Raw genomic sequence first — 22,801 nt, 5'->3', positions numbered from 1 at the left:
CGCCGATATGCCGATTACGGCGATTCCGTGGCCGGTACTCGCCGAGAGAGGGAATGTACGGTCGCCGAGAGAGCCGATCGCGTTCGTCCCTCGAGACGGCCGTAACTGCGGGCGGTTCTCCCGAAGTAGTACACGCTTACCGTCAGCGACCCCAGTGTACTGCGTTCTGAGCGGTGTCGACCGGCGAACTGCGATCCGGGTGCGACCGGTAGCATAGTCTTTAAGCGCGCCAACGAGGTATTGGTGGTAGCGACTCCGATACCCCGACCCTGGAACCCTCTATGACCACGCAGATTCCGTTCGCGATCGACTTTCACGTCCACTCCGACGACTCCTACGACGGGCACGAACCGATCGAACTCATTCTCGAGCACGCCGCGGATATCGGACTCGACGGGGTGGTCATCACCGACCACGACGAGATCGACGAATCGCGGCGCGCCGCCGACCTCGCGCCCAAGTACGGACTGATCGGCATCCCCGGCGTCGAAGTGTCGACGCGACACGGCCACCTGCTGGCGATCGGCGTCGAGAAGCGCCCCGATCCGGGGCAGCCGTTCATGGAGACCGTCGAGACCGTCCGCGACCTGGGCGGGGTGGCGATCGTTCCCCATCCCTTCCAGCGCAGTCGCCACGGCGTCCGGAAACGCCACATCGACGACGCCGACGCGATCGAGACCTACAACTCGATGGTCTTTACGGGCTACCGCAACCGGCGGGCCCGCACGTTCGCCAGCCGCCGGGACTATCCCCAGATCGGTGCCAGCGACGCTCACTACCTCCCCAACGTGGGTAAAGCCTTCACCGAGGTCATCGTGACGCCCGACACGGCGGCCCCGACGAAGGCGGATATCGACGGCGACGAACTCATCGAGGCCATCCTCGAGGGGCGAACCCAGATCCGCGGCAAGCGCACGCCGATTCGCAAGAGCGCCGTCCAGTACGGGAAGGGAGCGGTGCGCAAGACGGCGTACATGTTCACCTCGCGCGCGCCGCTGGTGCCGACGGTGCCGGCATCGATGGACAGATCGACCTGAATCGACGGACGGTCCGCTTGACCGTCGTATCACGTCCGTAGTACCCGCCGAGCGCCTGCTCAGGCCGGCGAAGGGTGCGCCGAGTCCTCCCCGACGACTCAGACTGACTCCGCTCCGTCGGCTCCGGCGCACCCGCGACCCGGCAGACGAGTGCGCCGGGACGTCGGTACGGCAGGCCGTCTCAGAGATCGGTTCGTCCGAACCGGTAGTAGCCGATCGCGACGGGGACGGCCAGCCAGAACAGCAGGACGACGACGCCGAACCACTCCTGCAGATAGAACGGCACGTCGCCGGGGTAGCGTTCGGCCGGCGTCATTCCGTACGCCTCCATCGACTGGAGCCCGTACTGGAACTGGAAGGGATAGACCAGTCCATCGACGACCACGCTCGAGAGGTTCGCGTACGCGAAGATCGGATTGAGCTGTTGGAGGAAGAGATACCACGTTTCGGCCGCGACCGGCGGCCCTTCGTCGTAGAGGAGGTAGTAGGGGCCTGCGGTGAGCAGTTCCCACAATGCGATGAACACCATGTAGAGGCCGACGACGATGGCCATCGCCTTCCCACGCGTGGAGACGGCGGCGGAAACACCGACGGCCAGGCCGGCGAAGGTCGTCCCGAAGAGCAGCGACACCGCGGCGAATCCCAGCCAGTCGACGAACGGAATCGAGCCGAAGAGGAGGCCACCGAGGATCAGCGAGACGAGGAACGCGAGGGCGACGGCGAGGCCGACGACACCCGTTCGACCGAGCAACTTGCCGAAGATGATATCGGTTCGGTTCGGCGGCAGGCCGAGCAGGAGCTTGATGCTGCCCGACCGGCGCTCTCCCACGACGGCCATGTAGCCGGCGATTAGCGCCGCGACCGGGAGGATCACCTGCAGCGGCGTGCCGAGGAAGCTGAGCACCTCGGCCGCGCTGACGTCGTCCATCGTGTACCAGATCGCGACGTAGCCGATCGCGACGAGTCCGACGAGCAGCCCGATCAGCGACCAGAGGAGCTTCGACCGGCCGGCGTCGTCGAACTCCTTGCGGGCGACGGTGGTGATGTGCGAGGTCATCGCGCCGCCTCCGTTTTCGTCTCGAGCGCACCCTCATCGGCCGTCCCGGACCGCGTATCGGCTCCGTTCCCGGTTTCGCTCCCCTCGCCGTTCGTCAGCGCCGTGAACAGCGACTCGAGCGAGACTTCCTCGATCCGGAGATCCTCGATCGTCGCGCCCGCGTCGTCGAGCGCGGTCACGACGCCGGCCTTCGCGGTCGGATCGGTGATCGTACACTCGAGGGTTCGCCCGGACGCGGTGACGTCGGTGAGGCCTCGAACGTCGGCGGCCACCGCTCGCAACTCGGCGGCGGGACCCGAGAGCGCGAGCGTCATCGTGGCGCCGCCGCCGATCTCGTCGCGGAGTCCTTCGATCGTGTCGACGGCGACGAGTTCCCCCTCGTTCAACACGCCGATCCGGTCACAGACCGCCTCGACGTGCTCCAAGATGTGACTCGAGAAGAAGACGGTCGTCCCCCGTTCTGCCTCGCTGCGGACGAGTTCCTGCATCTCGCGTATCCCGTGGGGGTCGAGCCCGCTCGAGGGCTCGTCCATGATCAGCAGGTCGGGGTCGCCGACCAGCGCCATGCCGGTCGCGAGCCGCTGGCGCATCCCCTTCGAGTAGTCGCCGGCCGGCCGGCCGGCGTCCTCGGCCGAGAGACCGACCCGCTCGAGGATTTCGTCCGGATCGTCGCCGGCGGCCTTCGTCTTGCTGGCGAACTCGATGTGGCGCCGACCCGAGAGGCGCGGGTAGATGTCGAACCCCTCGGGGAGGACGCCCACGCGGGGACTGATCTCGTCGGCCTCGGTCTGTGCGTCGTAGCCCAGCACCGTCGCCGACCCCGCCGTCGGGCGCGCGAAATCCAGTAGCATGTTGATCGTCGTCGACTTCCCCGCCCCGTTCGGGCCCAGAAAGCCGAACACCTCGCCGTCGTCGACGGTGAGATCGAGGTCGTCGACGGCGGTGAGGTCGCCGTACTCCTTCGTCAAGCCTGACGTATCGATCGCGGTCATCTCGGTGGCTACTACACGGCGGGTGCACATAATGCAACAATCACGATTTCACGGTCAGAAACTGTGGGATCTTTTATATCATCCGTTCGTACGAACGATCGAATGACCGACGATGAGGAGCGAGAACTGCTCGCGTTGCTCGATGACGAGTACGCGCGCCGCATCCTCATCGCGGCCAGCGAGGAACCGATGTCCGTCGAACGCCTCACCGAGCGCTGTGACGCGTCGCCGCCGACGGTCTACCGGCGGATCGACCGGCTCACAGCGGCGGGCTACCTCGACGAATATCAGGAGTTCGATCCCGATGGACACCACTACAAGACCTACAGCACGCGACTCGAGCGCGTCGCGATCGAGATCGCCGAGGGCTCCATGGAGCTGGACGTGTACCGCCTCGACGAAGATCCCGCCGACCGGTTCACCCGGCTCTTCGAAGATCTGTGATCGCGATGCTCGGGACCTCACTCCAGACCGGTACGGGTGGCGGAACCACGATCGCGATCGCCGTCCTCGTCGGACAGGCGGTCGCGTTCGTGATCGCCTGCTGGATCGCAAAGCGGTCCTACGACGGCTACCGGGACGCCCGCCGATCGCCGTTGCTCTGGCTCGCGCTCGGCATCGCGCTGCTGGCAGCGGTACCGACGGTCGTCCGATTCCTCCTCCCGACGCTGCTCGGCGCGTCGTCGCTGACGACGACCGTCCTCGCGACCGCGAGCGAAATCGCCGGACTCGCCGCGATCCTCTACACCGTCTACGGTCGACCGTGACACGATCGCACCGATCGAATCGAACGCGTCGAGTACACCGATCACGCCGGGTGCGAGAGTACCGATTATGCCGACTCCGACAACGACGACACAGATGAGACCCGTTCCGTTCGACGCCGCGTACGCCGACCGCCCGAGGTGGGATCGATGAGCGCGAGCAGCGGTGCGCACCTCGAGGCCGACCGCGTCGTCACGCTCCTCCTCGAGACGACGGCGCTGGGCCTCGACGAGGCGACGACGATTTTCTTCGTCGGAATGGCGAGCGCCGCGCTCGGCTCGGTCGTCACGTGGACGGCGTATCGGGGTTACGCCCGCAACGACAGCCAACCGATGCTGTTCCTGGCCGTCGGGGTCGCCTTCCTCACCGCCGTCCCGTTCGTGCTCGCACACCTGATCGACTGGACGACCGACGCGACGGACGCGGCGGTGTTGCTCGTCGTCACCGTCTGTCACCTGCTCGGACTGCTCGCGATCGTTCGCTCGTTCAAGAGACCCGATTCGAAATGAGAGCTACACCCATGCCTTCCCCACGATCCACGGCTGGAACCGCACTCGAGCGCATTCGAACCTGGTGTCGCTGGTTCTTCGGCGTCGCCACTCGGCGGCAAACCTACGCCAACGTCGCGTATCTCTTCCTCGCGTTTCCCCTCGGTATCGGCTACTTCACGGTCCTCGTTACCGGCTTCGCGATACCGGTCGGCCTCCCGTTCGCGCTGGTCGATATCGCCAGAACTGAACCGGGTGCGCTCCCGATCGTCGTGATCCCGTTGGTTCTCGTCATGGCGTGTATCGGGCTCCCGAGCGCGCTCTGCGCCCTGTTCGCCTCGATCGAGTTGAGCGCGCTCGAGCGACTCCTCGCCGGTCGGTTGCTCGACGCGGAGATTCCGACGTCCGAACCCGCCGCAACCGTCCGCGAGCGGGCGCGACGGCTCGCCTTCGATCGCGGGACGTGGAAAGGGGTCGGCTACCTGTTCAGCAAGTTCGTGCTCGGGACCGTTTCGTTCGTCCTCCTCGTCCTCGGAATCACGTTCACGTACGCGCTGGTCGCCGCACCGCTTCATTACCGGAACGAGACGGTCGGTATCCACATCGGCGATCCGATCGAGTTCGTTCCGGAGTTCACGTACCAGCACGATGGCTGGACCGTCGACATCTCCCCGATCACGCTCTCGATCGCCGACGGCGAATTGCTCTCGCTGTACGTCGACTCGCTGGCGGCGGCGCTGGCCGTTTCGGCGGTCGGCGTCCTCGTCGGACTCGTCGTCTTGCACCTGTTCAACGCCGTCGCGTGGCTCTTCGTGCGATACACGGAACTCATCTTACGGAACACACAGCCGTCGATCTTCAGCGAACCGCCGGGACGGGACAGTAGTCGCCGACGCGATTGACGCGCTGACCGCATCGCTCTCAGCTCCTCGTCGATACCAACACAGTTTGGGGATACCGGTTTCCGGGAAGCGCTCGAAGCAATTATTGCGGCAGGGGCACCCACCAGGGCACCCCACCACTCTCCCCCCCCTGCCGTTCACTCCCCAACCTCGTCTCCACCCCATCTCCCCCTTCCCGACCCCCCTTCCCGACCCCCCTTCCCGACCCCACCCCTCTTTCCGCCTGTCCCGTCAGATCGGCACGTTACCACCGAATTTCGGACCCGAGCCGGCGCTCGGTCAGGCCCGAACAGGCAATACGGGCCGGTTCGCAGCGATCCCGGAAAGATCGGCCACGGTCGGACCGAAGGAGTGTTTTGTGTGCGGTCCGTCCTAGTCACCAATGAGTCAACAGAACCTCGAGTCGCTCGACGTCGAGGCGATCCGGGAGGAGTTCCCGATCCTCCAGCGGGAGTTCGACGACCAGCAGGTCGTCTATCTCGACAACGCGGCGACGACCCAGACGCCCGATCCGGTCGTCGACGCGATGAGCGACTACTACCGCGAGTCCAACGCCAACGTCCACCGCGGGATCCACCACCTGAGCCAGGAGGCTTCCATCCTCTACGAGGAAGCCCACGACCGCGTCGCCGAGTTCGTCGGCGCGAGCGGCGGCCGCGAGGAAGTGATTTTCACGAAGCACACGACCGAAGCCGAGAACCTGGTCGCCTACTCGTGGGGCCTGAACGAACTCGGTCCCGAAGACGAGATCGTGCTGACGGAGATGGAACACCACGCTTCGCTGGTCACGTGGCAACAGATCGGCAAGCGCACCGGCGCCGACGTCAAGTACATCCGAATTACGGACGACGGCACCCTCGATATGGATCACGCCCGCGAACTCGTTACGGACGACACCGCGATGCTCTCGGCGGTCCACGTCTCGAACACGCTCGGCACCGTCAACCCCGTCTCCGAGCTGGTGGATATCGCCCACGACCACGACGCGCTGGCCTTCATCGACGGCGCGCAGGCCGTCCCCAACCGCCCCGTCGACGTCGAGGCAATCGACGCCGACTTCTACGCCTTCTCCGGCCACAAGATGGCCGGGCCCACCGGTATCGGCGTCCTCTACGGCAAAAAAGAGCTGCTCGAGTCGATGGAGCCCTACCTCTACGGCGGCGGCATGATCCGCAAGGTCACCTTCGAGGACTCCACCTGGGACGACCTCCCCTGGAAGTTCGAACCCGGCACGCCGCCGATCGCCGAGGCCGTCGGCCTCGTCGCCGCGATCGACTGGCTCGAGGAGCTCGGGATGGAGCGAATCGAGGCCCACGAGGAGGAGCTGGCGCGCTACGCCTACGAGCAACTCGCGGCGGAGCCGGACGTGGAGATCTACGGCCCCGAACCCGGCCCCGAACGCGGCGGCCTCGTCGGCTTCAACCTCGAGAGCGTCCACGCTCACGACCTGGCCTCGATCATGAACGACCACGCGGTCGCGATCCGCGCCGGCGACCACTGTACCCAGCCGCTCCACGACAAGCTGGGGGTCGCAGCGTCCGCTCGCGCCTCGTTCTACGTCTACAACACGAGAGAAGAGGTCGACGAGCTAGTCGCTGCGATCGATGATGCGCGTCGGCTGTTCGCGTGAGCGGATACTGACTGCCGGGGCCGACGCTGCGACAGTGGCCAACGGAAGAGACTGTTCAATGCGGAGATCCACGGTGTTTTACCGGCGCACACGAAACGTGGTATAGATGGCCACGGAAGGCGAGGAGTTGAACGAACCGATCGATATTCTATTAGTCGAGCCGAACCCCGGCGATAGTCGTCTCTTCGAAGAAAATTTCAGAGACGCGAAGCTCCTGAACACAGTTCACACCGTCGGTGACGGCCAGTCAGCGCTCGATTTCGTCCACCAGCGCAACGAGTACTCGAGCGAACCGCAGCCGGATATCGTCCTGCTCGAGCCGCAGTTACCCGGCAAGAGCGGAATCGACGTTCTCTCGGAACTGAAAAACGAACCGGAACTGGACGATATCTCGGTCGTCGTCCTCACGAGTTCGGACGCCGGAGAGCGAATCGTCCAGTCCCACGGGCTCGAGGCGGACACCTACATCCAGAAACCGATCGAACCCGAGGACTTCGTCGAGTTCGTGCAATCGATCGAGGACTTCTGGTTCGCGATCGTCGAGAAGCAGTCGCAGTGACCGCGCTCTCGAATCCGTCTCGACTGCGCACGTAATCGCTCGAGGACGGCGCTTATTACTCCACCGTCGAAACGAGAGTGACAATGCTCGATGCAGTTCGGGACCGTGCGCGGCCGTACTTCGCGGACGCGCCGCCGGCCCACGACTGGCACCACGTCCAGCGGGTCGAGGCGCTCGCCGAGACGCTCGTCGAACGGCAGCCGAAACCGGTCGACGAGCGCGTGGTCCGACTCGCCGTCGTCCTCCACGACATCGGTCGGGCTCGGGAGGACCGCGGCGAGGTCGACGATCACGCGGCGTGGGGCGCGCGGGAAGCCGGGAAAATTCTGCGCGAACTCGGCGCGAAGGCGGACACGATCGAGCGCGTTCAACACTCTATCCGCGCACACCGGTATTCGAACGACATCGAGCCCGCGACGCTCGAGGCGAAACTCGTCTCCGACGCGGACGACCTCGACGCACTCGGCGCGGTCGGCATCGCTCGGACGTTCGCTCACGGCGGCGAGACGGGGTCGCCGATCCACGATCCCGCCCGGCCCGCCGCCGAGGACGACACCGAGGCCGGCGCGACCCAGTACAACCACTTCTTCGCGAAGATTCTCGACCTGCCGGAGCGGATGTACACCGACGCGGGTCGCGACCTCGCCGTCGACCGCGCGGCGTTCGTTCGGGAGTTCCTCGAGCGCTTCGACGGCGAGGTGGCGGGCGACGCGTGACGAGTACGGAATCCGAGCGCCGGCTCGATGCGTGGGAGTGCCCGACGATAGCACAGAACCCGTTGAAACCGGACCGGAGCGGCCGTTTCGCCCCCGGAACCCTTTTACAACTCACTGGCCTATCCGTATCCAACGATGGGACTGGGCTCCGATATGTACCGACAGCAGATCCTCGACCACTACAAGAACCCCCGCAACTACGGGAAACTCGAGGATCCGACGTTCACCCACGTCGGCGAGAACCCGATGTGCGGCGACGAGATCCGGATGGACGTCACGCTCGCGGACGACGACGAGACGATCGAGCGGGTCGCCTTCTCCGGCGACGGCTGTGCGATCAGTCAGGCTTCCGCCAGCATGCTCTCGGGCGAACTCGCCGGCAAGAGCCTCGAGGAACTACACGAGATGGATCGCGACGACGTGATCGACATGCTCGGCGTCGACATCTCTCCGATGCGAGTCAAGTGCGCCGTTCTCGCCGAGAAGGTCGCACAGGACGGCGCGGAGATCTATCAGGGCGAACTCGACGTCGACAAGACGACGACCGAGGACGACTGAGGACGACCGAGGCCGCTTCACCTCCGACGAACCCCGAAACGCAGGAGCCGCGTTCTCTGCTACCGCTCGTCGATGAATCCCTCGAGCGTCGCCGTTACCGCTCGGGTTCGACCTCGGAGAGCGGGTTCGGCACGGTTCCGTGCTCGACCGCGTGCGGTCGCTCCGGGAGGTCGCCGTAGCCGATATCGAGTATCCGGTTGCGGTTCAGCGTCAGCTTCGGGACCGTCGGCTCGAGCAGGTCGAACAGCTCGAACCGCTCCTCGAGGTCGGGGAAGCGCGCCTGATAGTCCTCGATCGCAGTCCGAACCTGTCCCCAGAAGCGGTCCTCCGAGTAGTCGTGGTGGCGGACCAGCAGGTCCGCGAGGTAGCGATAGACGCCGACGAACAGGCCGTAGACGACGAACAGTCGCAGCTCTTCGGGCGGCACGGACAGCAACACGTCATCGAGGTCGTCGGGCAGTCCCTGCAGCTCCTCGAGCGGCGCCTCGGCGACGTTGACGTCGTCGACGAAGTCCTTGACGGCGAGCCGGGACGGCCGGTCGTCCTCGAGGACGAGGATCGTGTTCTCCCCGTGTGGCGAGAACGCGGTTCCGTACCGGTAGAGGTAGTGTAGCAGCGGCGGGAGCATCGCGGCGAACAGCTCGTCGAGCCACTCGGAGAGCGCGAGGTCGGAGCGCTCGACCAGCTTCGAGATCACTGGCTCGCCGTCTTCGACGTGCAACAGTGCGGAGAGGGTCATCGCCCGCTCGCCGTCGTCGATGAGGTCCGTGACGCTCTCGCGCCAGACGCAGCCCAGCAGTTCGTTGTACTGGTAGGCCGGGCCCTCGAGCGCGTCAAACGTCGGGTGATCGAAGTTCACGCCGGCGATTTCGCCGGGCAGGACGACCTCGCAGTCGTCGCGCAGGAACGGGTCCGAGTCGCGAACGTCCTTCACGTACTCCGTGACGAGCGGTGCGGCCTCGGTGCGCTCGCCGGGGAGGCCGCGCCAGACGAGCGTGTTGGTGATCATCATCGGGAGCTTCACGTTGCGTTTGGCGGGCTCGTCGGCGTTGACGAACGTCCGGACCGACTGCATGGGCAGGTACTCGTCCGGCCCCGCCCCCAGCGGCACGATCTCGTCCGTCGCGAGCTGTTTGCCGAACATGGGGACGATCGCGTTCTCCCACTGCCAGTCGTGGACCGGCACGAAGAGATAGTCGTCGGGGTCGAGCCCGCGCTCCTCGAGTTCCGCGCGGAACTCCTCGGCGTGACTCCCGAGCTCCGACTCGAGCAGCGCCTCGTGCTCGAGGTCCTCGACGCTGACGAACTCGGCCGCCGCCCGGGAGACGGCACACCACGAGAGCCGGATCGGCTCGGCGCGCTCGGGCGCGTAGTCCCGGTAGTCGTCGTACCCCCAGCCGACCCGGCCCTTGTTGAACGTGAGCCACGGGTGGCCGGTCATCTCGCCTTCGATTTCGCCGTATGACATGTCGAGCACGGACCGGTCGGCGTCGGCCGAGTCGATGTGGGCGTCCGCGAGCAGCGTGTTCGTGTACTCGCGGACGAGGTGGCCGGCCGTGATCGAGTCCATCTCGACCGCCTGCTCGAGGTCGACGACGAACTGCAAGGGGTCGTCGGCGGGCCCGAACCCGTCGCCCGCGTCGCGTTCGATCGACTCGACGCGAACGCTGAGGCTATCCCAGAACCGCTCGACGGCGTCGAAGCGGTAGCGAGTCCCCTCGAGATCGATCTCGTAGGTTGTCCACTCGCCGTTCGATCCGTCACCGGATCGGTCGTCGTCGACCGGTTCGGGTTCGATGACGTCCTCGTAGGTGAACTCCTGCAGGATCTTCGCGAGCAACTCCTGCCCCGCGTCGTTCCAGCGGTCTTCGGTCAGCACGTCGTCTAGCGCGTCGATTCCGTCGAGTCCGTACTCCGTCTCCGTCGTGTGTCGTGCGTTTTGCATGAATTACTCCGTGGTGAGTGACGGCGATTGCGCCGCACCGGTCCGAACCGGCGCGTGGTCGGCGAACGATTCGACGTCGAAATGCTGGAAGACGGTGTCGCGATCGATGGGGTACACCTCGCGGCCGACGAGTCGGTCGATGATCACCGTGTTCCGGTAACAGCCCAGGCCGAGGTCCGGCGCGCCGACGCCGTGGGTGTGCACCTCGGCGTTCTGGACGAACGCGCGGCCGCCGTCGTCGTCCGGACTCCCGAACTCCCCTTCGAGGCGGTAGTCCTCGCTCACGCGGAACCGGCCCCGGTCGTCGAACGCGATCCGATCGGCGATCGGTTCGAGGAACGTCGGCGTCGGCCGCTGATACCCCGTCCCGAAGATCACGGCGTCCGTCTCGAGCGCGAACGCCGTTTCCTGCTGGCGCTGCTCGCACTCGAGCCAGTAACTCCCCTCGAGGCGCTCGAGGTCGCGGACCGCGGTCGTCGCGAGCATGCCGAAGTCGGGCTCGCGGTCGCCGATGGAGCGCTCGTAGAGGGTATCGTAGATCCGCTCGCTGGTCTCGGGGTCGATCCCCTTGTAGAGCAGATCCTGCTCGGCCAGCAGGTCGTCCTTGCGCGACTGCGGCAGGTCGTAGAAGTACCGCGCGTACTCGGGCGTGAAGTGCTGGAGGCCGAGCTTCGAGTACTCCATCGGGAAGAAGCCGTCCGAGCGGGTGAGCCAGTCGAGTCGGTAGTCGTGGACGGACTGGCGCTCGAGCAGGTCCAACACGACCTCGGCGGCGCTCTGTCCGGAGCCGACGACGGTGATCGCGTCGGCCGCGAGGGCGTCGTCGCGGCGCTCGAGGTAGTCGGCGGTGTGGAACAACGGCTCCTCCCCGTCGGCGCGGTCGCGGGCGAACTCCGGCAGCGCGGGCCGGGAGCCGACGCCCATGACGAGGTCGTCGGCGCGATAGCGGTAGCGCTGGCCCGTCTCGGGGTCGATAGCTTCGACGACGAACCTCCCGGCGTCCGTTCCGTCGGTGCCCGTCTCGTCGGACTCGTCACGCCCACCGCCCGCGTCCGCCTCGACGTACTCGACGCTCGTCACTTCCCGTCCGAACTGCGTCGTCGGGACGGTCTCGGCGACCCAGCGCAGGTACTCGTCGTACTCGCGGCGGGGGAGCTGGAACGTCTCGTAGAAGTAGAACTCGTAGATGCGGTCGCGCTCGCGGACGTAGTTGAGGAAGCTGTAGGGATTGGTGGGGTCGGCCATCGTCACCAGATCGGCGAGGAACGGCACCTCGAGCGTGACGCCCTCGATCAGCATCCCCTCGTGCCAGGCGAACTCGGGCTCGCGCTCGAGGAAGACGGCATCGCACTCGAGGTCGGGGTCGGCCCCGTCGAGCAGCGCCGCGAGCCCGAGGTTGAACGGGCCGAGGCCGACGCCGAGCACGTCGTACGAGCCGCGGTCGATGATGGAATCGGCGTCGTCGCCATCGAGGACGGCAGTGTCGTCGACGCCGTCGGTGCCGCCACCGCCGTCACCGCTATCGAGATCGGTGCCGATGTTGTCCTCAGTCATCGTCGTTCACCTCGGCCGAGAGCGCGGCCGTTTCGTCGGCAGTCGGCGGCCAGATCTCGCGTTCGAACCGGTCGCGCTCACAGATGGCGAGCTGTGCCGTTTTCCCCTCCTCTTCGAACGCGAACTCGCGGCGAGGCTCCAGACCGCACCGCTCGGTCACTGCGAGGACCGCGTCGTTACGGGCGTCGGGTTCGCCGACGACCCGATCGGTTTCCGGGTGGCTGAACTGGAGTGCCATCATCGCTCGAAACAACGGCACCGCATAGCCTTCGGCGAGGTACTCCTCGGGTCCGATCAGGAGATGGATTCCCTGATCGGCCGGGTCGGCGTCGTAGTACGCCGCCAGGTCGTCCTCGGCGACCCAGTAGCGTTCCCAGTAGCTCATCGGGACGTGATCCAGACAGCCGATATACAGCGTCTGGTGATCGTCCGCGAGTTTCTCCCGAAGCGTCTCCCGAAACTCCGGCATCGGCTGGTCGAGATCCCAGTAGGGCTTGACGTGATCCGAGCCGAGCCACGTGTGCAGGCGGCCGAGGTCGCGCTCGAGCGAGACCGGCCGGAAGCCGATGTGGCGATCGATCGTCTCGTCGTAGTACTCGAAGTCGTAGTCCGAAACGACCGTGGCGTGTGGGCCACGGGACGGCTCCCACGCCGTCATCGGTTCACCTCCGACTCCACCGTCTCGGACGGGTCGGCCGAACCGACCGAATCGACTCGATCGACCGACTCCGGCGCGTCGACGAGCGGATTCCGCACGTCGGCGTAGACCGACTGCTCGTCGATCGAGGGAGCCTCGAGTTCGTCCAGCCCGCGGAACCGAGTCAGAAGATTCGCCTTGCAGGGGACGGTCGCCGACTCGAGGAGCGGCTCTAAGATCGCCGTGCCGGGACGGTCGAACTCCCGGAGTGACTCGAGTTCGTCGCGGAGGACGGCGAGCAGCCGATCCTCGTCGACCAGCCCCGCGGTTCCGAAGGCGTTGATCACGCCGAGAGCGTTGTTGAGCACGACGTAGTAGCGGATCCGTTCGTCGGCGACCGCGTCGGGACAGACGCTGCCGGCCCGTTCGCCGACGCCGGGGAGGACGGCCTCGATTCGGTCGTACGCGTTCTCGGGGAAGTAGTAGCCCTGGTTGTCCCGATAGCGGAACTCGTCGGGGTAGCCCGCCTCGTCCAGTGCGAGCACGCTGTTTTGCTGGTGGGCCTCGAGCCCGATCCCCCGCTCGAGGTAGAGCCACAGGAGCGGCCGGACCGAGACCGCGAGATAGCGGCGGAACCACTCCTCGCTGACGGCGGCGGCGTCGCGGCCCTCGCGCTCGGCGATCGAGCCGACGATGCGGCCCAGACGGGAGGTCCCGTCGCCGATCGCGTCCTGACAGAGCGCCGCGACGGGCGTCGTCCGCCGGGCGTCCGCGCCCCGGAACGGGTTCTCCCGGAGGACGACCTCGAAGCCGGACTCGTCGCCCTCGACGCCCAGCGCGTCCGGGTCGATCGTCAGGTAAGCCGGATCCCGGATCACGTCGAACGCGGGGAATCGCTCGCGCAGGTCGTCGCCGAGTTCGGTCGCCAACAGGTCCGAAATCGCGACCCCGCGCTCGAGTTCGGGGCGCTTGTTCGTCCGCAGCGAGTTGGTGATCTCGACGGCGAGCGATCCCTTGACCATGAACGGCGACTCGGGCGCGTACAGCGTCCGAACGGACGTCGTCGGGTGGAACTCGCGGCCCAGCGGGCCGAGCGACTCGAGTTTCCCCGCCGAGACGAGAGCCTGTACGTCGGGGCGCTCGAGCAGCCGATCGGCCTGCCACGGGTGAACCGGCAGGAGGACGTCGTCTTCGTCGCCGTTCGCGAGGTGGCCCTCGAGGGCCGACTCGTCGACGGTCGGATCGTCGCGCAGCGCCTCGCGAACCCACTCCTCGGCGGAATCCTCGCGAGCGGACTCGCTCTCGACGATGTCCGGATCGGCACGGACGTAGTGGAGCCGGAACGAGCCCTCGAGTTCGGGCGCGTAGCGCTCGGCGTCGCGCTCCATCCCCCGTCGGCTCTTCGGCGTCGGATGTCGGAGGTGACCGAAGACGAGCGATTGTTCGGCTTCGCGGAAGGTGAACTCCGGACCGTACAACGTTTCTTCGTCGTCCGCGCGGGCATCGACGTACCGCTCGACGTTTCGGCACGAGCGGACGACCCGCTCGAGGAGGTCGTCGCGGTTCCCGTCCGCGCCGCGCTCGATCTCGAGTTCCTTCGTGAGGAGCGTCGCGAGCGTGGTGTAGTCCAGTTCGACCGGATCGTCGTCGCTTCCGGCCCGAAAGTACGCTGGCAGGTCGAACAGGTGGCGACCGGTCGGGGAGCGGTAGTCCACGGGAGCGAACAGGTCGATCCCCTGATTCGGCAGCGAGCAGGAGAACACGAGCCCGGTCGCCGGAGCGCGGTCGCCGGGGACGGGCGCGTCCGCGGTCGCGACGAACTCGCCGGCACCGGTCTCGTGGCAGTAGCAGTTCAGGAAGCTGTGCACCGTCGCATCGCGTGCGATCCGCGTCGGATCGACGCGACGCTCGTCGGTCGTCGCCGTCGGTGTCGTGGGTTGTGGAGTCATGCGGAATCACCAGGTTCGCGTTCGAGGGCCTCGCCGCGGTCGATAACCGCCTCGAGGGCCTCCCGGAGGTCCGAAAGCGTCGTTCGAGGATTCAGAAGGGTGACCTTCAGCGCGGCGGTGCCGTCGACTTCCGTCCGAGCGAGGACGACCTCGCCGTCGGCCAGTAACTCGTCGCGGATCGCACGATTGACGCGATCGACGCCGGCCGACGCGTCGGAGTCGACCCGCTCGGTCGGTCGGTTCGATCGCTCGAGGCGGTCCGGCCGATACCGGAAGACGACCGCGCTCAGTTCGGGCTCGCAGCACAGTTCCAGCGCCGGTTCGGCCCGGATCTCGGCGGCGACCGCGTCGGCCAGCTCGCAGACGTACTCGACGCAGTCGGCCACGCCGGTCCGGCCCAACGCGTTGAACGTCACGAACGGCTTCAGCGCGTCGAACCGGCGGGTCGTTCGCGTGGACTTCGAGACGAGGTTCGGGACCCCCGCCGCGTCGTCCCGTTCGGGGTTGAGATAGGACGCGTTGCGCTCGAGAAACCGATAGCGGTCGCCGTCGCGCAACAGGAAGGCCCCGCAGCCGATCGGCTGGTAGAACAGCTTGTGGAAGTCGACGGCGATCGAGTCGGCGCGATCGATCCCCGCAAGTTTCGGGCGGAGGCGGTCGCTGATCGCACACGCCCCGCCGTAGGCGGCGTCCGCGTGGAACCATAGGTCGCGCTCGGTGGCGCGATCCGCCAGGGCCTCGAGCGGGTCGATGCTCCCGAAGTCCGTCGTGCCGGCGGTGCCGACGATCGCGAACGGGTGGCGGCCCTCGGCCTCGAGGCGCTCGAGGGTCGAATCCAGCGCCTCGAGGTCGATCCGATGGTTCCCGTCGCTCCGGACCGTGACGACCGCGTCCTCGCCGAGCCCGAGGTGGTGAGCGGCCTGCTTGGCCGTGAAATGGGCGGCGTCCGAACAGAGCAGGCGGAGATCCGTCGCCTCGGGTGGCAGTCCCGCAGTCTGCACGTCTCGGTCGAATCGCGTCTCGCAGTACCAGTCGCGAGCCAGCAACAGGCCGAGGACGTTCGACTCCGTGCCGCCGCCCGTGAAGACGCCGTCCGCGCCGGTCGGATAGTCGAACAAGTCACAGCAAGCGTCGACCACGCGCTCTTCGAGGACGGACGCCGCGGGAGCCTGATCGAACGAGTCCATCGACTGGTTCGTCCCCGACACCAGTAACTCCGCGGCCAGCGCCGGGATCGCCGGCGGACAGTGAAGGTGGGCGACACAACCCGGATCGTGGACGCGAACCGAATCGGCGAGCACCTCGTCGGCAACCGTCTCGAGGACCGCCTCGAGCGACTCGCCCTCGTCGGGGAAGACGGGCAGGTCGTCCATCCGCTCGCGGAGCGTCTCGTGATCGGTCCCCGCATAGGGACCGTTGGCCGTCGCGAACGACTCGAGGAGACACTCGCGCGCCCGATCGATCGCGTCCGTGTAGGCGGCGTTTCCGTCCGGATCGCCGAGGAAGGCGCTCGAGGCGTCCGGCGGCGTCGGCTCCTCGGGCGGTGTTGACCCGTTGATTTCAGAACGGTACTGACCGGCCAGTTCGTTGCCCGTCATGCCGGCGCCTCCGCCCGTTTTCGATCGCCCGCGACGACCGACCGAACGCTCTCGTGAACGATTTCGCCGACGTCGTCGATCCGCGACGCGGAAATCGTCAGCGGCGGGAGGAACCGGACGACGCTCCCGTGGCGGCCGCCGGTCTCGACGACGAGCCCGCGATCGAACGCCGCCGACTGAACGGCCGAGGCGAGGTCGCCGTCCGCGGGGTGGTGCCCGAGCGAGTCGGGCTCGCCCTCGGGATCGACGAGTTCCATCCCGAGCAGCAGGCCGCGGCCGCGGACGTCGCCGACCGCATCGAACGTCGCCGCCGTCTCCTCGAGCCGGCTCCGCAGTCGATCGCCCATCGCCGCCGCGCGGTCCGCGAGGTCGTGTTCGAGGACGTGTTCGATCGTCGCGGTCCCGGCGGCCATCGCCAGCTGATTCCCGCGGAACGTGCCGGCGTGCGCGCCGGGCTCCCAGACGTCCAGCGACTCGTCGTAGACGACGACCGACAGGGGGAGCCCGCCGCCGACGGCCTTCGAGAGCGTCAGCACGTCCGGGACGATATCGGCGCGCTCGAACGCGTACAGTTCGCCGGTACGGCCGAGCCCGGTCTGGATCTCGTCGACGATCAGCGGAATGTCCCGTTCGCGGGTGACTCGTCGCATCTCGCGGAGCCACTCGTCGGGTGCCGGCACCGCGCCGCCCTCACCCTGTACCGGCTCGAGGATCATCCCCGCGGGGTCGACGATCCCGTTGGCTGGATCGGAGAGGGTCCGTTCGACGTACTCGGCGCTCGTCCGCCAGCAGTCCTCGCCGCCGAGTCCGAACGGACAGCGGTAGGCGTGGGGGTAGGGGAGATGGTGGACGTCGGACTCAGTCCCCGCGACCGCTTCCCGCGGCGCCGTGTCGCCCATCAGCTCGAGGGCGCCTCGGGTCATCCCGTGGTAGGCCCCCTGGAACGCCAGCATCGATCGGTTGCCCGTGGCCGTCTTGACGAGCTTCAGCGCGGCCTCGACGGCGTCCGTGCCGGCGGGACTACAAAACTGTACGTTCGCGGTCTCGGCGAACTCGTCGGGGAGGCTCTCGAGCAAGCGATCGACGAACCGTTCCTTGACCGGCGTCGTCAGATCCAGCGTGTGAATCGGCCGGTCGCGCTCGAGCAGTTCTTCCATCCGCTCGACGACGGCCGGATGGTTGTGCCCGAGCGCGAGCGTTCCCGCCCCCGCCAAACAGTCCACGTACTCGTTGCCGTCGACGTCCTCGAGGATCGCCCCCCGTGCGCGTTCGATCGCGAGCGGCAGCGAGCGAGGATAGGTTCGCGCATTTGACTCGCGACGCGCCTGCTGTGCGAGGAGTCGCCGGGCCGACGAATCGTCGTCGGTCACGACCGTACACCTCTCTCCGACGACCGATCATCGATCGAATCCAATGGTAATTGTTCCTTCGGCATGCATGTTTTAGGCCAACCTAAACCTTGAAAAGCGTATCGGTTTTTAGGCCAACCTAAAGCTTATAACCGCGTCGCTGAAAGAAACAAATTTGGTGCGTAGCGAGGCTACGCACCGAGGGTGATCGCACGATCGGGAGACGCACCGATCGGTGACAGCCAGCGAAACGGCTGACTGACGGCGTTCGGGTGGTACGGAAGGGACTCGAGAGCCGATTCGAGAATGGAAAACGAGAGGTGGCTGACGCAGCGCGCACTCGTTCGGGAGCGCGGGCTACTCGCGCTCGATGAAACGACGAGACCGATCCGGGAAAACGAAATCGGAGACCGTACGGCGTTTGCGTTCTACTCCGGCTTCAGGCCGCCGTCCTGGACGCGCATGACGGCCTCGCCGTCGGCGAGGTTCGGCGCGTCGACCAGTCGGACGATCCGCTTGTCGCCCTTGGACTTGCGGAGGTAGATCCGGAACGTCGACTTGTGGCCGAGGATGTTGCCACCGATCGGCTGGGTCGGATCGCCGAAGAACGAGTCGGGGTTCGACGCGACCTGATTCGTGACGATGACGGCGCAGTTGTAGAGGTTGCCGACCTTGTCGATGTCGTGGAGGTGCTTGTTGAGCTTCTGCTGGCGGTTCGCGAGCTCGCCGCGGCCGACGTACTCCGCGCGGAAGTGCGCGGTCAGCGAGTCGATGCAGAGCAGTCGGACGGGGTACTCCGAGTCCTCGTGTTCGCTGGCGAGTTCCTTCGCCTTCTCGGCGAGCAGCATCTGGTGGTTGGAGTTGAATGCCTTCGCGACGTGGATCTTCTCGAGGACGTCTTCGACGAGTTCGTCGACCGCCGCCTCGTCGTCGGCCGTTCCCTCGATCTCGCGGTCCTCGAGCGTCGCGTTGATGGCGTCGTCCGGCAGTCCGCGGACCATGTCGTCGATCCGCTCGGGGCGGAACGTGTCCTCGGAGTCCACGAAGATCGCACAGCCGTGGAGGCCGCCGACCTCCTTCGGAAGCTGGACGTTGACGGCCATCTGGTGGGTGACCTGGGACTTGCCGGCACCGAACTCGCCGTAGACTTCGGTGATCGACTGGGTCTCGATTCCGCCGCCGAGCAGGTCGTCGACCTCGTCGTTGTGCCAGCTCAGTTTCCCGATCTCGTTTCGTCGCTCGAGCACCGTCGAGCCGGTTTCGAAGCCGCCGATGTCGGCGGCGTCGCGGGCCGCACTGACGATGTCCGCGGCGGTGGACTCGCCGACGTCCGCCGTGTTCGAGAGCTCCGACGGCGCGGCGACGGCGAGGCTCTGATAGGAGTCGAACCCTGAATCGTGAAGTTTGTCCGCAGTTGCCGGTCCAACGCCGGGAAGTTCCTCGAGATCTGCTTCGGGCATACTCCCTCGTTGTGCCGGACCCACCATAAACCCTCGTTAACAGGGGAGTGGAAGTGAAAGTGGGAGAAGGCGATGGGGTAGTTCGACACGAGAGCGACGGGTTTAGAAGAAAAGGCGCGCGTCGACGGAGCCGAACGACGAGCTGCGATCGCCGACGAACGCCGAGCGCCGGCGAACTGCGACCCCGGTTCAAAACCCGGTTTCGTCCGCGTCCCACTCGATGGAGTAGAGCCGTTCGTTCTCGGAGCCGACGTACAATCTGCCGGGAGCGACCGCCGGAGTACCGGTGACGGCGCCGCTGAGCGCGACGTGCCAGCGCGGTTCGTGGTCGTCGACGTCGATTCCGTAGAGGGAGCCGCTGGCGTCGCCGACGCAGAGGACGTTCCCGACGACGACGGGGCACGAACGGACGGGACCGTCGAGTTCGACGCCCTTCCGCGAGAACAGCCAGCCGCGCAGTTTTCGCCGGCCGACGGTCGTGTCGGTGACGTGGACGTAGCCGTCCGCGGCCCCGGCGAACGTCGTCTCCGCGTCCGCGAGCACGGTCGGGGAGGTGGTGAACCCGTCTCGGATCTCGTACGTGAACCACGACTGGCCGGTGGCGGCGTCCAGCGCGAGCATCGTCCCGGCGTCGTCGGCGACGTAGACCCGGCTCTCGGCAACCGTCGGGCCGGCCGCGACAGCCCCGCCGGTCGGCGCCGTCCAGACTTCTTCGCCCGTTTCGGCCGCGAGCGCGAGCACCGTCCCGTCCGCGGTCCCGGCGAACACCCGCTCGTCCGTCCACCGCCGCTCCGGCTCTCGCAGCCGTTCGTCCTCGAGCAGGGCCGGATCGTCCGCCTCCGAGAGCGGGTTTCGCGACGATCGACGTCGATCCACGTCCCGCCCGTCGGCGACCGCCGGACAGCCGACCGCGGCCGAGTCGGTTTCGTGGGTCCACAGCTCCGCGCCCGTCTCGGCTGCGAGCGCGGACAGCCCGTCCGAATGGCCGGCGTAGAGCCGACCGTCGGAGAGCGCGAGCGCGGTCTCGAGGGCGGCCGGAAGCTCGACTCGCCACTCCACCTCGCCGGTCGCGGGATCGAGCGCGCGGACGACCCCCTCGGCCGTTCCCGCGTAGAGTCGGTCGCGGGTGACGACCGGCGTCGCGTCGGTCGCCGCCGCCGTCTCGAACACCCAGCGACGGCGACCCGTCGCCCGCTCGACCGCGTAGCAGTTCCCGCGGCTCGTTCCGACGTAGACGGTGTCGCGATCGAGCACCGGCGAGCCCGGCGACCCGGCGAGCTCGGCCGTCCACGCCTCCGCGGGGTACGACGGCCCCTCGAGACCGCGCCGGAGCCCCGAGTTGTGCGGATCGCCCTTGTACTGGTTCCAGTCGGTCACTGCCTCCGGATACCGATCGAACCGCTATAATAGTGGGTGGATGCACCGGCTTTGGCTGGAAAAACGAGATCAGTAGCAGGGAGCAACGTGTTACTCAGCCCGGCCGACCGACGTGCGGTGGCGCGCGCTGTCGGCGAGGCGCGATTAGTGCGAGACTTCCGGTCTCGCAGACCATGCGAACGGCGGCTCCGCCGCCGTGAGCAGACGGGCGCGCAGCGCCCGTGAGCAGAAATCGGCTGGGGAGGGCGTGGCGATTCACTGTTGCCGCGATAGCAGGACGCTTTTTCGTGACGACTCAATCAGAAGTACCTGTTACACAAACAACTGGAGTAGACAACCGTTTCACACACGTTCCAGTACCGGAACTGACGGCGTACTCCGGTACCGAGCCGACGGCTCGTCGATGAGAGAGGGGAGCGACAGGAAGAGGAAGCAACTGGTGTATGGCGCAGTTGTGAAGTGGTGATGATGTGGCTTCCTGCCGCGTGCTTCTGTATACCCGGAGAACTGCAATACCGGTGACTCCTACACAGTTTGGGAGTCCGTCGAACGAGCGACGAAAACGGAATCGCGAAGCGACAGCACAACGGACGACGCTACCAATAACCGGCCGGTAAGGGCCGCTACGCTCACTCCCAGGGATGGGTCCCGCGCTCGCTGGGCCAGAGCGGATACCAGTACTCCTTCTCGCGTTCGATCTCGAGTTCCCCGTCTAACGCCGACTCGAGGGTGAACTCCGAACTCGAGTCGCGCTCCCGACCGTCGCGCGGGACGAACGGATAGAAGCGCCCGCGACGGAAGGAGTAGATCCAGTAGGCGGTCCCGTCGCGATCCTCGTAGGCGAACACGGCGGCCAGCAACCGCGAACCGTAGCCGTGTTCGATGAACGTGTCAGCGGCGAAGTGCATGCTCGTAATCAGATCCTCGGGGTCGTCGTCCGCGAGGATCACCCAGTGATAGCCGTGATCGTCCGCGGTGACCGAGAACCCGGTTCCCGTTTCCTCCCGGCCGGCCTCGAGGATCGCTTCGACCTCGTCGACGGCGTCCCGGAAGTCGCTCGAGTCGACGCCGGAGAAACAGAGCGCGCCGACGTCCAGCGACTCGTAGCCCAGATCAGCCTGCATCGTGAGGTAGGCGGTGCTCATCCCGAAGAGGTCGTCGGGGTCGGCGTCGCGTCCGGCGTCGGCCTCGGCGCGCGAGCCGAGGATGGAGCGGAGTCCGTCCAGCAGTCCCATGGGTGGAGTGACGGGGCCGGTTCCTTAGAAGGATTGCATCTCGCGCTCGAGCCCCCGAAGCTGCTCGACGCGCTTCTCCGTCGGCGGGTGCGTCGAGAAGAGCCGACCGACGATGCCGGACTTGATCGGGATGATGAAGAAGGCGTTCATCTCGGCCTCCTCGCGCATGTCGTCTTTCGGGACCTTGTCCATCTCGCCGGAGATCTTCAGCAGCGCCGAGGCGAGCGCCGACGGGTTCCCGGTGATGGCGGCCGCGCCGCGGTCGGCGGCGTACTCGCGGTAGCGGGAGAGCGCCCGAATGAGCAGATAGCTGATGATCCAGACGACCAGCGAGACGAGGATCGCGACGACGATACCCCCGCCGCCCTGACGGCCGCCGCCGCGGCTGTGTCCCCCGCCGAAAAAGGCCCCCCAGCGGACGATCATGAACGCGATCGTCGAGAGGAAGGAGGCGATGGTCATCACCATCATGTCGCGGTTCTTGACGTGGGCGAGTTCGTGGGCCAGGACGCCGTCGAGTTCGTCCCGCTCGAGCGTGTCCATGATTCCGGTCGTCACGCAGACCGCGGCGTTTTTCTGGTTGCGCCCGGTCGCGAAGGCGTTCGGGACCTTCGAATCGACGACCGCCACCTTCGGCTTCGGGAGGTCGGCCTGCTGTGAGAGCCGTTCGATCGAGGCGTGTAGCTGCGGGTACTCCTCGGCCGAGACAGTTTTCGCGCCCATGCTCTTGAGCGTGAGCGTGTCGCTGAAGTAGTACTGGACGAGCGAAAAGCTCGCGAACAGCAACGCGAACAGCCACAGCCCACCACCGATGTAGAGGGCGAGCGCGCCGGCGAAGACGATGTACAACGCGAACAGCAGGAACATCGTCACGAACATCCGCGCGCGCAGTCCCCAGTCCGCCTGCCAGTTCATACCCGAAACGAGGGGCTCCGGCGAGATAAGTGCCCTGACGGGACGCTCGAGAGCGGACGCGATAGTGATACCGCAGCC

At 66.6% G+C, this 22,801-nt stretch carries 21 protein-coding genes; 9 read left to right on the top strand and 12 right to left on the bottom strand.

The features are described 5' to 3' along the window. The first annotated feature begins 281 nt into the window (after positions 1-281). Positions 282-1,037: a PHP-associated domain-containing protein gene (locus tag AC0QDI_RS12735; RefSeq protein WP_474668676.1), complete on the top strand. Its 756-nt coding sequence runs from the start codon at positions 282-284 to the stop codon at positions 1,035-1,037. 181 nt (positions 1,038-1,218) lie between these two features. On the opposite strand, the gene AC0QDI_RS12730 is transcribed toward AC0QDI_RS12735, so the two are convergent. Together AC0QDI_RS12730 and AC0QDI_RS12725 are read right to left on the bottom strand one after the other, a co-directional pair. Then, complete coding sequence (locus tag AC0QDI_RS12730; RefSeq protein ID WP_474668674.1) at positions 1,219-2,094, bottom strand: ABC transporter permease subunit; 876 nt, start codon at positions 2,092-2,094, stop codon at positions 1,219-1,221. Beyond that, a complete protein-coding gene (locus tag AC0QDI_RS12725) occupies positions 2,091-3,086 on the bottom strand; it encodes an ABC transporter ATP-binding protein (protein ID WP_474668672.1) in 996 nt (331 codons plus the stop codon). Before AC0QDI_RS12725 ends, AC0QDI_RS12730 begins: the two co-directional genes overlap by 4 nt. Positions 3,087-3,188: 102 nt before the next feature. On the opposite strand from AC0QDI_RS12725, the gene AC0QDI_RS12720 reads away from it, so the two are divergent. The 8 genes from AC0QDI_RS12720 to sufU all read left to right on the top strand — a co-directional run bounded on the left by AC0QDI_RS12720 (position 3,189) and on the right by sufU (position 8,704). Beyond that, complete coding sequence (locus AC0QDI_RS12720; RefSeq protein ID WP_474668670.1) at positions 3,189-3,530, top strand: ArsR/SmtB family transcription factor; 342 nt, start codon at positions 3,189-3,191, stop codon at positions 3,528-3,530. Positions 3,531-3,535: 5 nt separating this feature from the next. Next, complete coding sequence (locus AC0QDI_RS12715; protein ID WP_474668668.1) at positions 3,536-3,853, top strand: DUF7521 family protein; 318 nt, start codon at positions 3,536-3,538, stop codon at positions 3,851-3,853. A gap of 147 nt (positions 3,854-4,000) precedes the next feature. Then, complete coding sequence (locus AC0QDI_RS12710) at positions 4,001-4,360, top strand: DUF7521 family protein (protein ID WP_474668666.1); 360 nt, start codon at positions 4,001-4,003, stop codon at positions 4,358-4,360. 11 nt (positions 4,361-4,371) lie between these two features. Continuing rightward, positions 4,372-5,241, top strand: coding sequence for a sensor domain-containing protein (locus tag AC0QDI_RS12705; RefSeq protein ID WP_474668664.1), 870 nt, complete (start codon positions 4,372-4,374; stop codon positions 5,239-5,241). A gap of 382 nt (positions 5,242-5,623) precedes the next feature. Beyond that, entirely contained in the window at positions 5,624-6,871 is a 1,248-nt protein-coding gene (locus AC0QDI_RS12700; RefSeq protein ID WP_474668662.1) for an aminotransferase class V-fold PLP-dependent enzyme, read from the top strand. Between the two features lie 106 nt (positions 6,872-6,977). After that, positions 6,978-7,430: a response regulator gene (locus tag AC0QDI_RS12695; protein WP_474668660.1), complete on the top strand. Its 453-nt coding sequence runs from the start codon at positions 6,978-6,980 to the stop codon at positions 7,428-7,430. Positions 7,431-7,513: 83 nt separating this feature from the next. Further along, positions 7,514-8,146 carry an HD domain-containing protein gene (locus AC0QDI_RS12690; RefSeq protein ID WP_474668658.1) on the top strand — a complete coding sequence of 211 codons (633 nt, stop codon included), beginning with the start codon at positions 7,514-7,516 and terminating at the stop codon, positions 8,144-8,146. Between the two features lie 135 nt (positions 8,147-8,281). Further along, complete coding sequence (gene sufU, locus AC0QDI_RS12685; protein ID WP_226039966.1) at positions 8,282-8,704, top strand: Fe-S cluster assembly sulfur transfer protein SufU; 423 nt, start codon at positions 8,282-8,284, stop codon at positions 8,702-8,704. Between the two features lie 94 nt (positions 8,705-8,798). On the opposite strand, the gene AC0QDI_RS12680 is transcribed toward sufU, so the two are convergent. The 10 genes from AC0QDI_RS12680 to htpX form a co-directional block, all read right to left on the bottom strand. Then, complete coding sequence (locus AC0QDI_RS12680; RefSeq protein WP_474668656.1) at positions 8,799-10,649, bottom strand: IucA/IucC family protein; 1,851 nt, start codon at positions 10,647-10,649, stop codon at positions 8,799-8,801. A 3-nt stretch (positions 10,650-10,652) separates the two neighbouring features. After that, complete coding sequence (locus AC0QDI_RS12675; RefSeq protein ID WP_474668654.1) at positions 10,653-12,203, bottom strand: lysine N(6)-hydroxylase/L-ornithine N(5)-oxygenase family protein; 1,551 nt, start codon at positions 12,201-12,203, stop codon at positions 10,653-10,655. Next, entirely contained in the window at positions 12,196-12,861 is a 666-nt protein-coding gene (locus tag AC0QDI_RS12670) for a GNAT family N-acetyltransferase (protein WP_474668652.1), read from the bottom strand. The genes AC0QDI_RS12675 and AC0QDI_RS12670 overlap by 8 nt, the downstream gene beginning before the upstream one ends. Continuing rightward, complete coding sequence (locus AC0QDI_RS12665) at positions 12,858-14,789, bottom strand: IucA/IucC family protein (RefSeq protein WP_474668650.1); 1,932 nt, start codon at positions 14,787-14,789, stop codon at positions 12,858-12,860. The genes AC0QDI_RS12670 and AC0QDI_RS12665 overlap by 4 nt, the downstream gene beginning before the upstream one ends. Then, the gene (locus tag AC0QDI_RS12660; protein ID WP_474668648.1) at positions 14,786-16,387 is read right to left on the bottom strand and encodes a pyridoxal phosphate-dependent decarboxylase family protein; all 1,602 of its coding nucleotides are present in this window, start codon (positions 16,385-16,387) and stop codon (positions 14,786-14,788) included. The genes AC0QDI_RS12665 and AC0QDI_RS12660 overlap by 4 nt, the downstream gene beginning before the upstream one ends. Continuing rightward, positions 16,384-17,757 (bottom strand): diaminobutyrate--2-oxoglutarate transaminase, encoded by a 1,374-nt coding sequence (locus tag AC0QDI_RS12655; protein ID WP_474668646.1) that lies wholly within the window; start codon positions 17,755-17,757, stop codon positions 16,384-16,386. Before AC0QDI_RS12655 ends, AC0QDI_RS12660 begins: the two co-directional genes overlap by 4 nt. Before the next feature lie 407 nt (positions 17,758-18,164). Then, complete coding sequence (gene radA / locus AC0QDI_RS12650) at positions 18,165-19,196, bottom strand: DNA repair and recombination protein RadA (RefSeq protein WP_226039959.1); 1,032 nt, start codon at positions 19,194-19,196, stop codon at positions 18,165-18,167. A 189-nt stretch (positions 19,197-19,385) separates the two neighbouring features. Then, positions 19,386-20,573 (bottom strand): outer membrane protein assembly factor BamB family protein, encoded by a 1,188-nt coding sequence (locus AC0QDI_RS12645; protein WP_474668644.1) that lies wholly within the window; start codon positions 20,571-20,573, stop codon positions 19,386-19,388. 629 nt (positions 20,574-21,202) lie between these two features. Beyond that, positions 21,203-21,808 (bottom strand): PspA-associated protein PspAB, encoded by a 606-nt coding sequence (gene pspAB / locus AC0QDI_RS12640; protein ID WP_474668642.1) that lies wholly within the window; start codon positions 21,806-21,808, stop codon positions 21,203-21,205. Between the two features lie 24 nt (positions 21,809-21,832). After that, positions 21,833-22,723: a zinc metalloprotease HtpX gene (htpX, locus tag AC0QDI_RS12635; protein WP_474668640.1), complete on the bottom strand. Its 891-nt coding sequence runs from the start codon at positions 22,721-22,723 to the stop codon at positions 21,833-21,835. Positions 22,724-22,801: the final 78 nt, after the last annotated feature.

Source organism: Natrinema sp. LJW11, assembly GCF_056135975.1.
Note: the sequence above shows the minus strand (reverse complement) of the source record. Positions and strands in the feature narration are given on the sequence as shown.

What these genes read in the sequence shown, in the direction of transcription:
- AC0QDI_RS12735 (WP_474668676.1), top strand. Translation starts at nt 282, where the DNA reads ATGACCACGCAGATTCCGTTCGCGATCGACTTTCACGTCCACTCCGAC.
- AC0QDI_RS12730 (WP_474668674.1), bottom strand. Translation starts at nt 2,094, where the DNA reads ATGACCTCGCACATCACCACCGTCGCCCGCAAGGAGTTCGACGACGCC.
- AC0QDI_RS12725 (WP_474668672.1), bottom strand. Translation starts at nt 3,086, where the DNA reads ATGACCGCGATCGATACGTCAGGCTTGACGAAGGAGTACGGCGACCTC.
- AC0QDI_RS12720 (WP_474668670.1), top strand. Translation starts at nt 3,189, where the DNA reads ATGACCGACGATGAGGAGCGAGAACTGCTCGCGTTGCTCGATGACGAG.
- AC0QDI_RS12715 (WP_474668668.1), top strand. Translation starts at nt 3,536, where the DNA reads ATGCTCGGGACCTCACTCCAGACCGGTACGGGTGGCGGAACCACGATC.
- AC0QDI_RS12710 (WP_474668666.1), top strand. Translation starts at nt 4,001, where the DNA reads ATGAGCGCGAGCAGCGGTGCGCACCTCGAGGCCGACCGCGTCGTCACG.
- AC0QDI_RS12705 (WP_474668664.1), top strand. Translation starts at nt 4,372, where the DNA reads ATGCCTTCCCCACGATCCACGGCTGGAACCGCACTCGAGCGCATTCGA.
- AC0QDI_RS12700 (WP_474668662.1), top strand. Translation starts at nt 5,624, where the DNA reads ATGAGTCAACAGAACCTCGAGTCGCTCGACGTCGAGGCGATCCGGGAG.
- AC0QDI_RS12695 (WP_474668660.1), top strand. Translation starts at nt 6,978, where the DNA reads ATGGCCACGGAAGGCGAGGAGTTGAACGAACCGATCGATATTCTATTA.
- AC0QDI_RS12690 (WP_474668658.1), top strand. Translation starts at nt 7,514, where the DNA reads ATGCTCGATGCAGTTCGGGACCGTGCGCGGCCGTACTTCGCGGACGCG.
- sufU (WP_226039966.1), top strand. Translation starts at nt 8,282, where the DNA reads ATGGGACTGGGCTCCGATATGTACCGACAGCAGATCCTCGACCACTAC.
- AC0QDI_RS12680 (WP_474668656.1), bottom strand. Translation starts at nt 10,649, where the DNA reads ATGCAAAACGCACGACACACGACGGAGACGGAGTACGGACTCGACGGA.
- AC0QDI_RS12675 (WP_474668654.1), bottom strand. Translation starts at nt 12,203, where the DNA reads ATGACTGAGGACAACATCGGCACCGATCTCGATAGCGGTGACGGCGGT.
- AC0QDI_RS12670 (WP_474668652.1), bottom strand. Translation starts at nt 12,861, where the DNA reads ATGACGGCGTGGGAGCCGTCCCGTGGCCCACACGCCACGGTCGTTTCG.
- AC0QDI_RS12665 (WP_474668650.1), bottom strand. Translation starts at nt 14,789, where the DNA reads ATGACTCCACAACCCACGACACCGACGGCGACGACCGACGAGCGTCGC.
- AC0QDI_RS12660 (WP_474668648.1), bottom strand. Translation starts at nt 16,387, where the DNA reads ATGACGGGCAACGAACTGGCCGGTCAGTACCGTTCTGAAATCAACGGG.
- radA (WP_226039959.1), bottom strand. Translation starts at nt 19,196, where the DNA reads ATGCCCGAAGCAGATCTCGAGGAACTTCCCGGCGTTGGACCGGCAACT.
- pspAB (WP_474668642.1), bottom strand. Translation starts at nt 21,808, where the DNA reads ATGGGACTGCTGGACGGACTCCGCTCCATCCTCGGCTCGCGCGCCGAG.
- htpX (WP_474668640.1), bottom strand. Translation starts at nt 22,723, where the DNA reads ATGAACTGGCAGGCGGACTGGGGACTGCGCGCGCGGATGTTCGTGACG.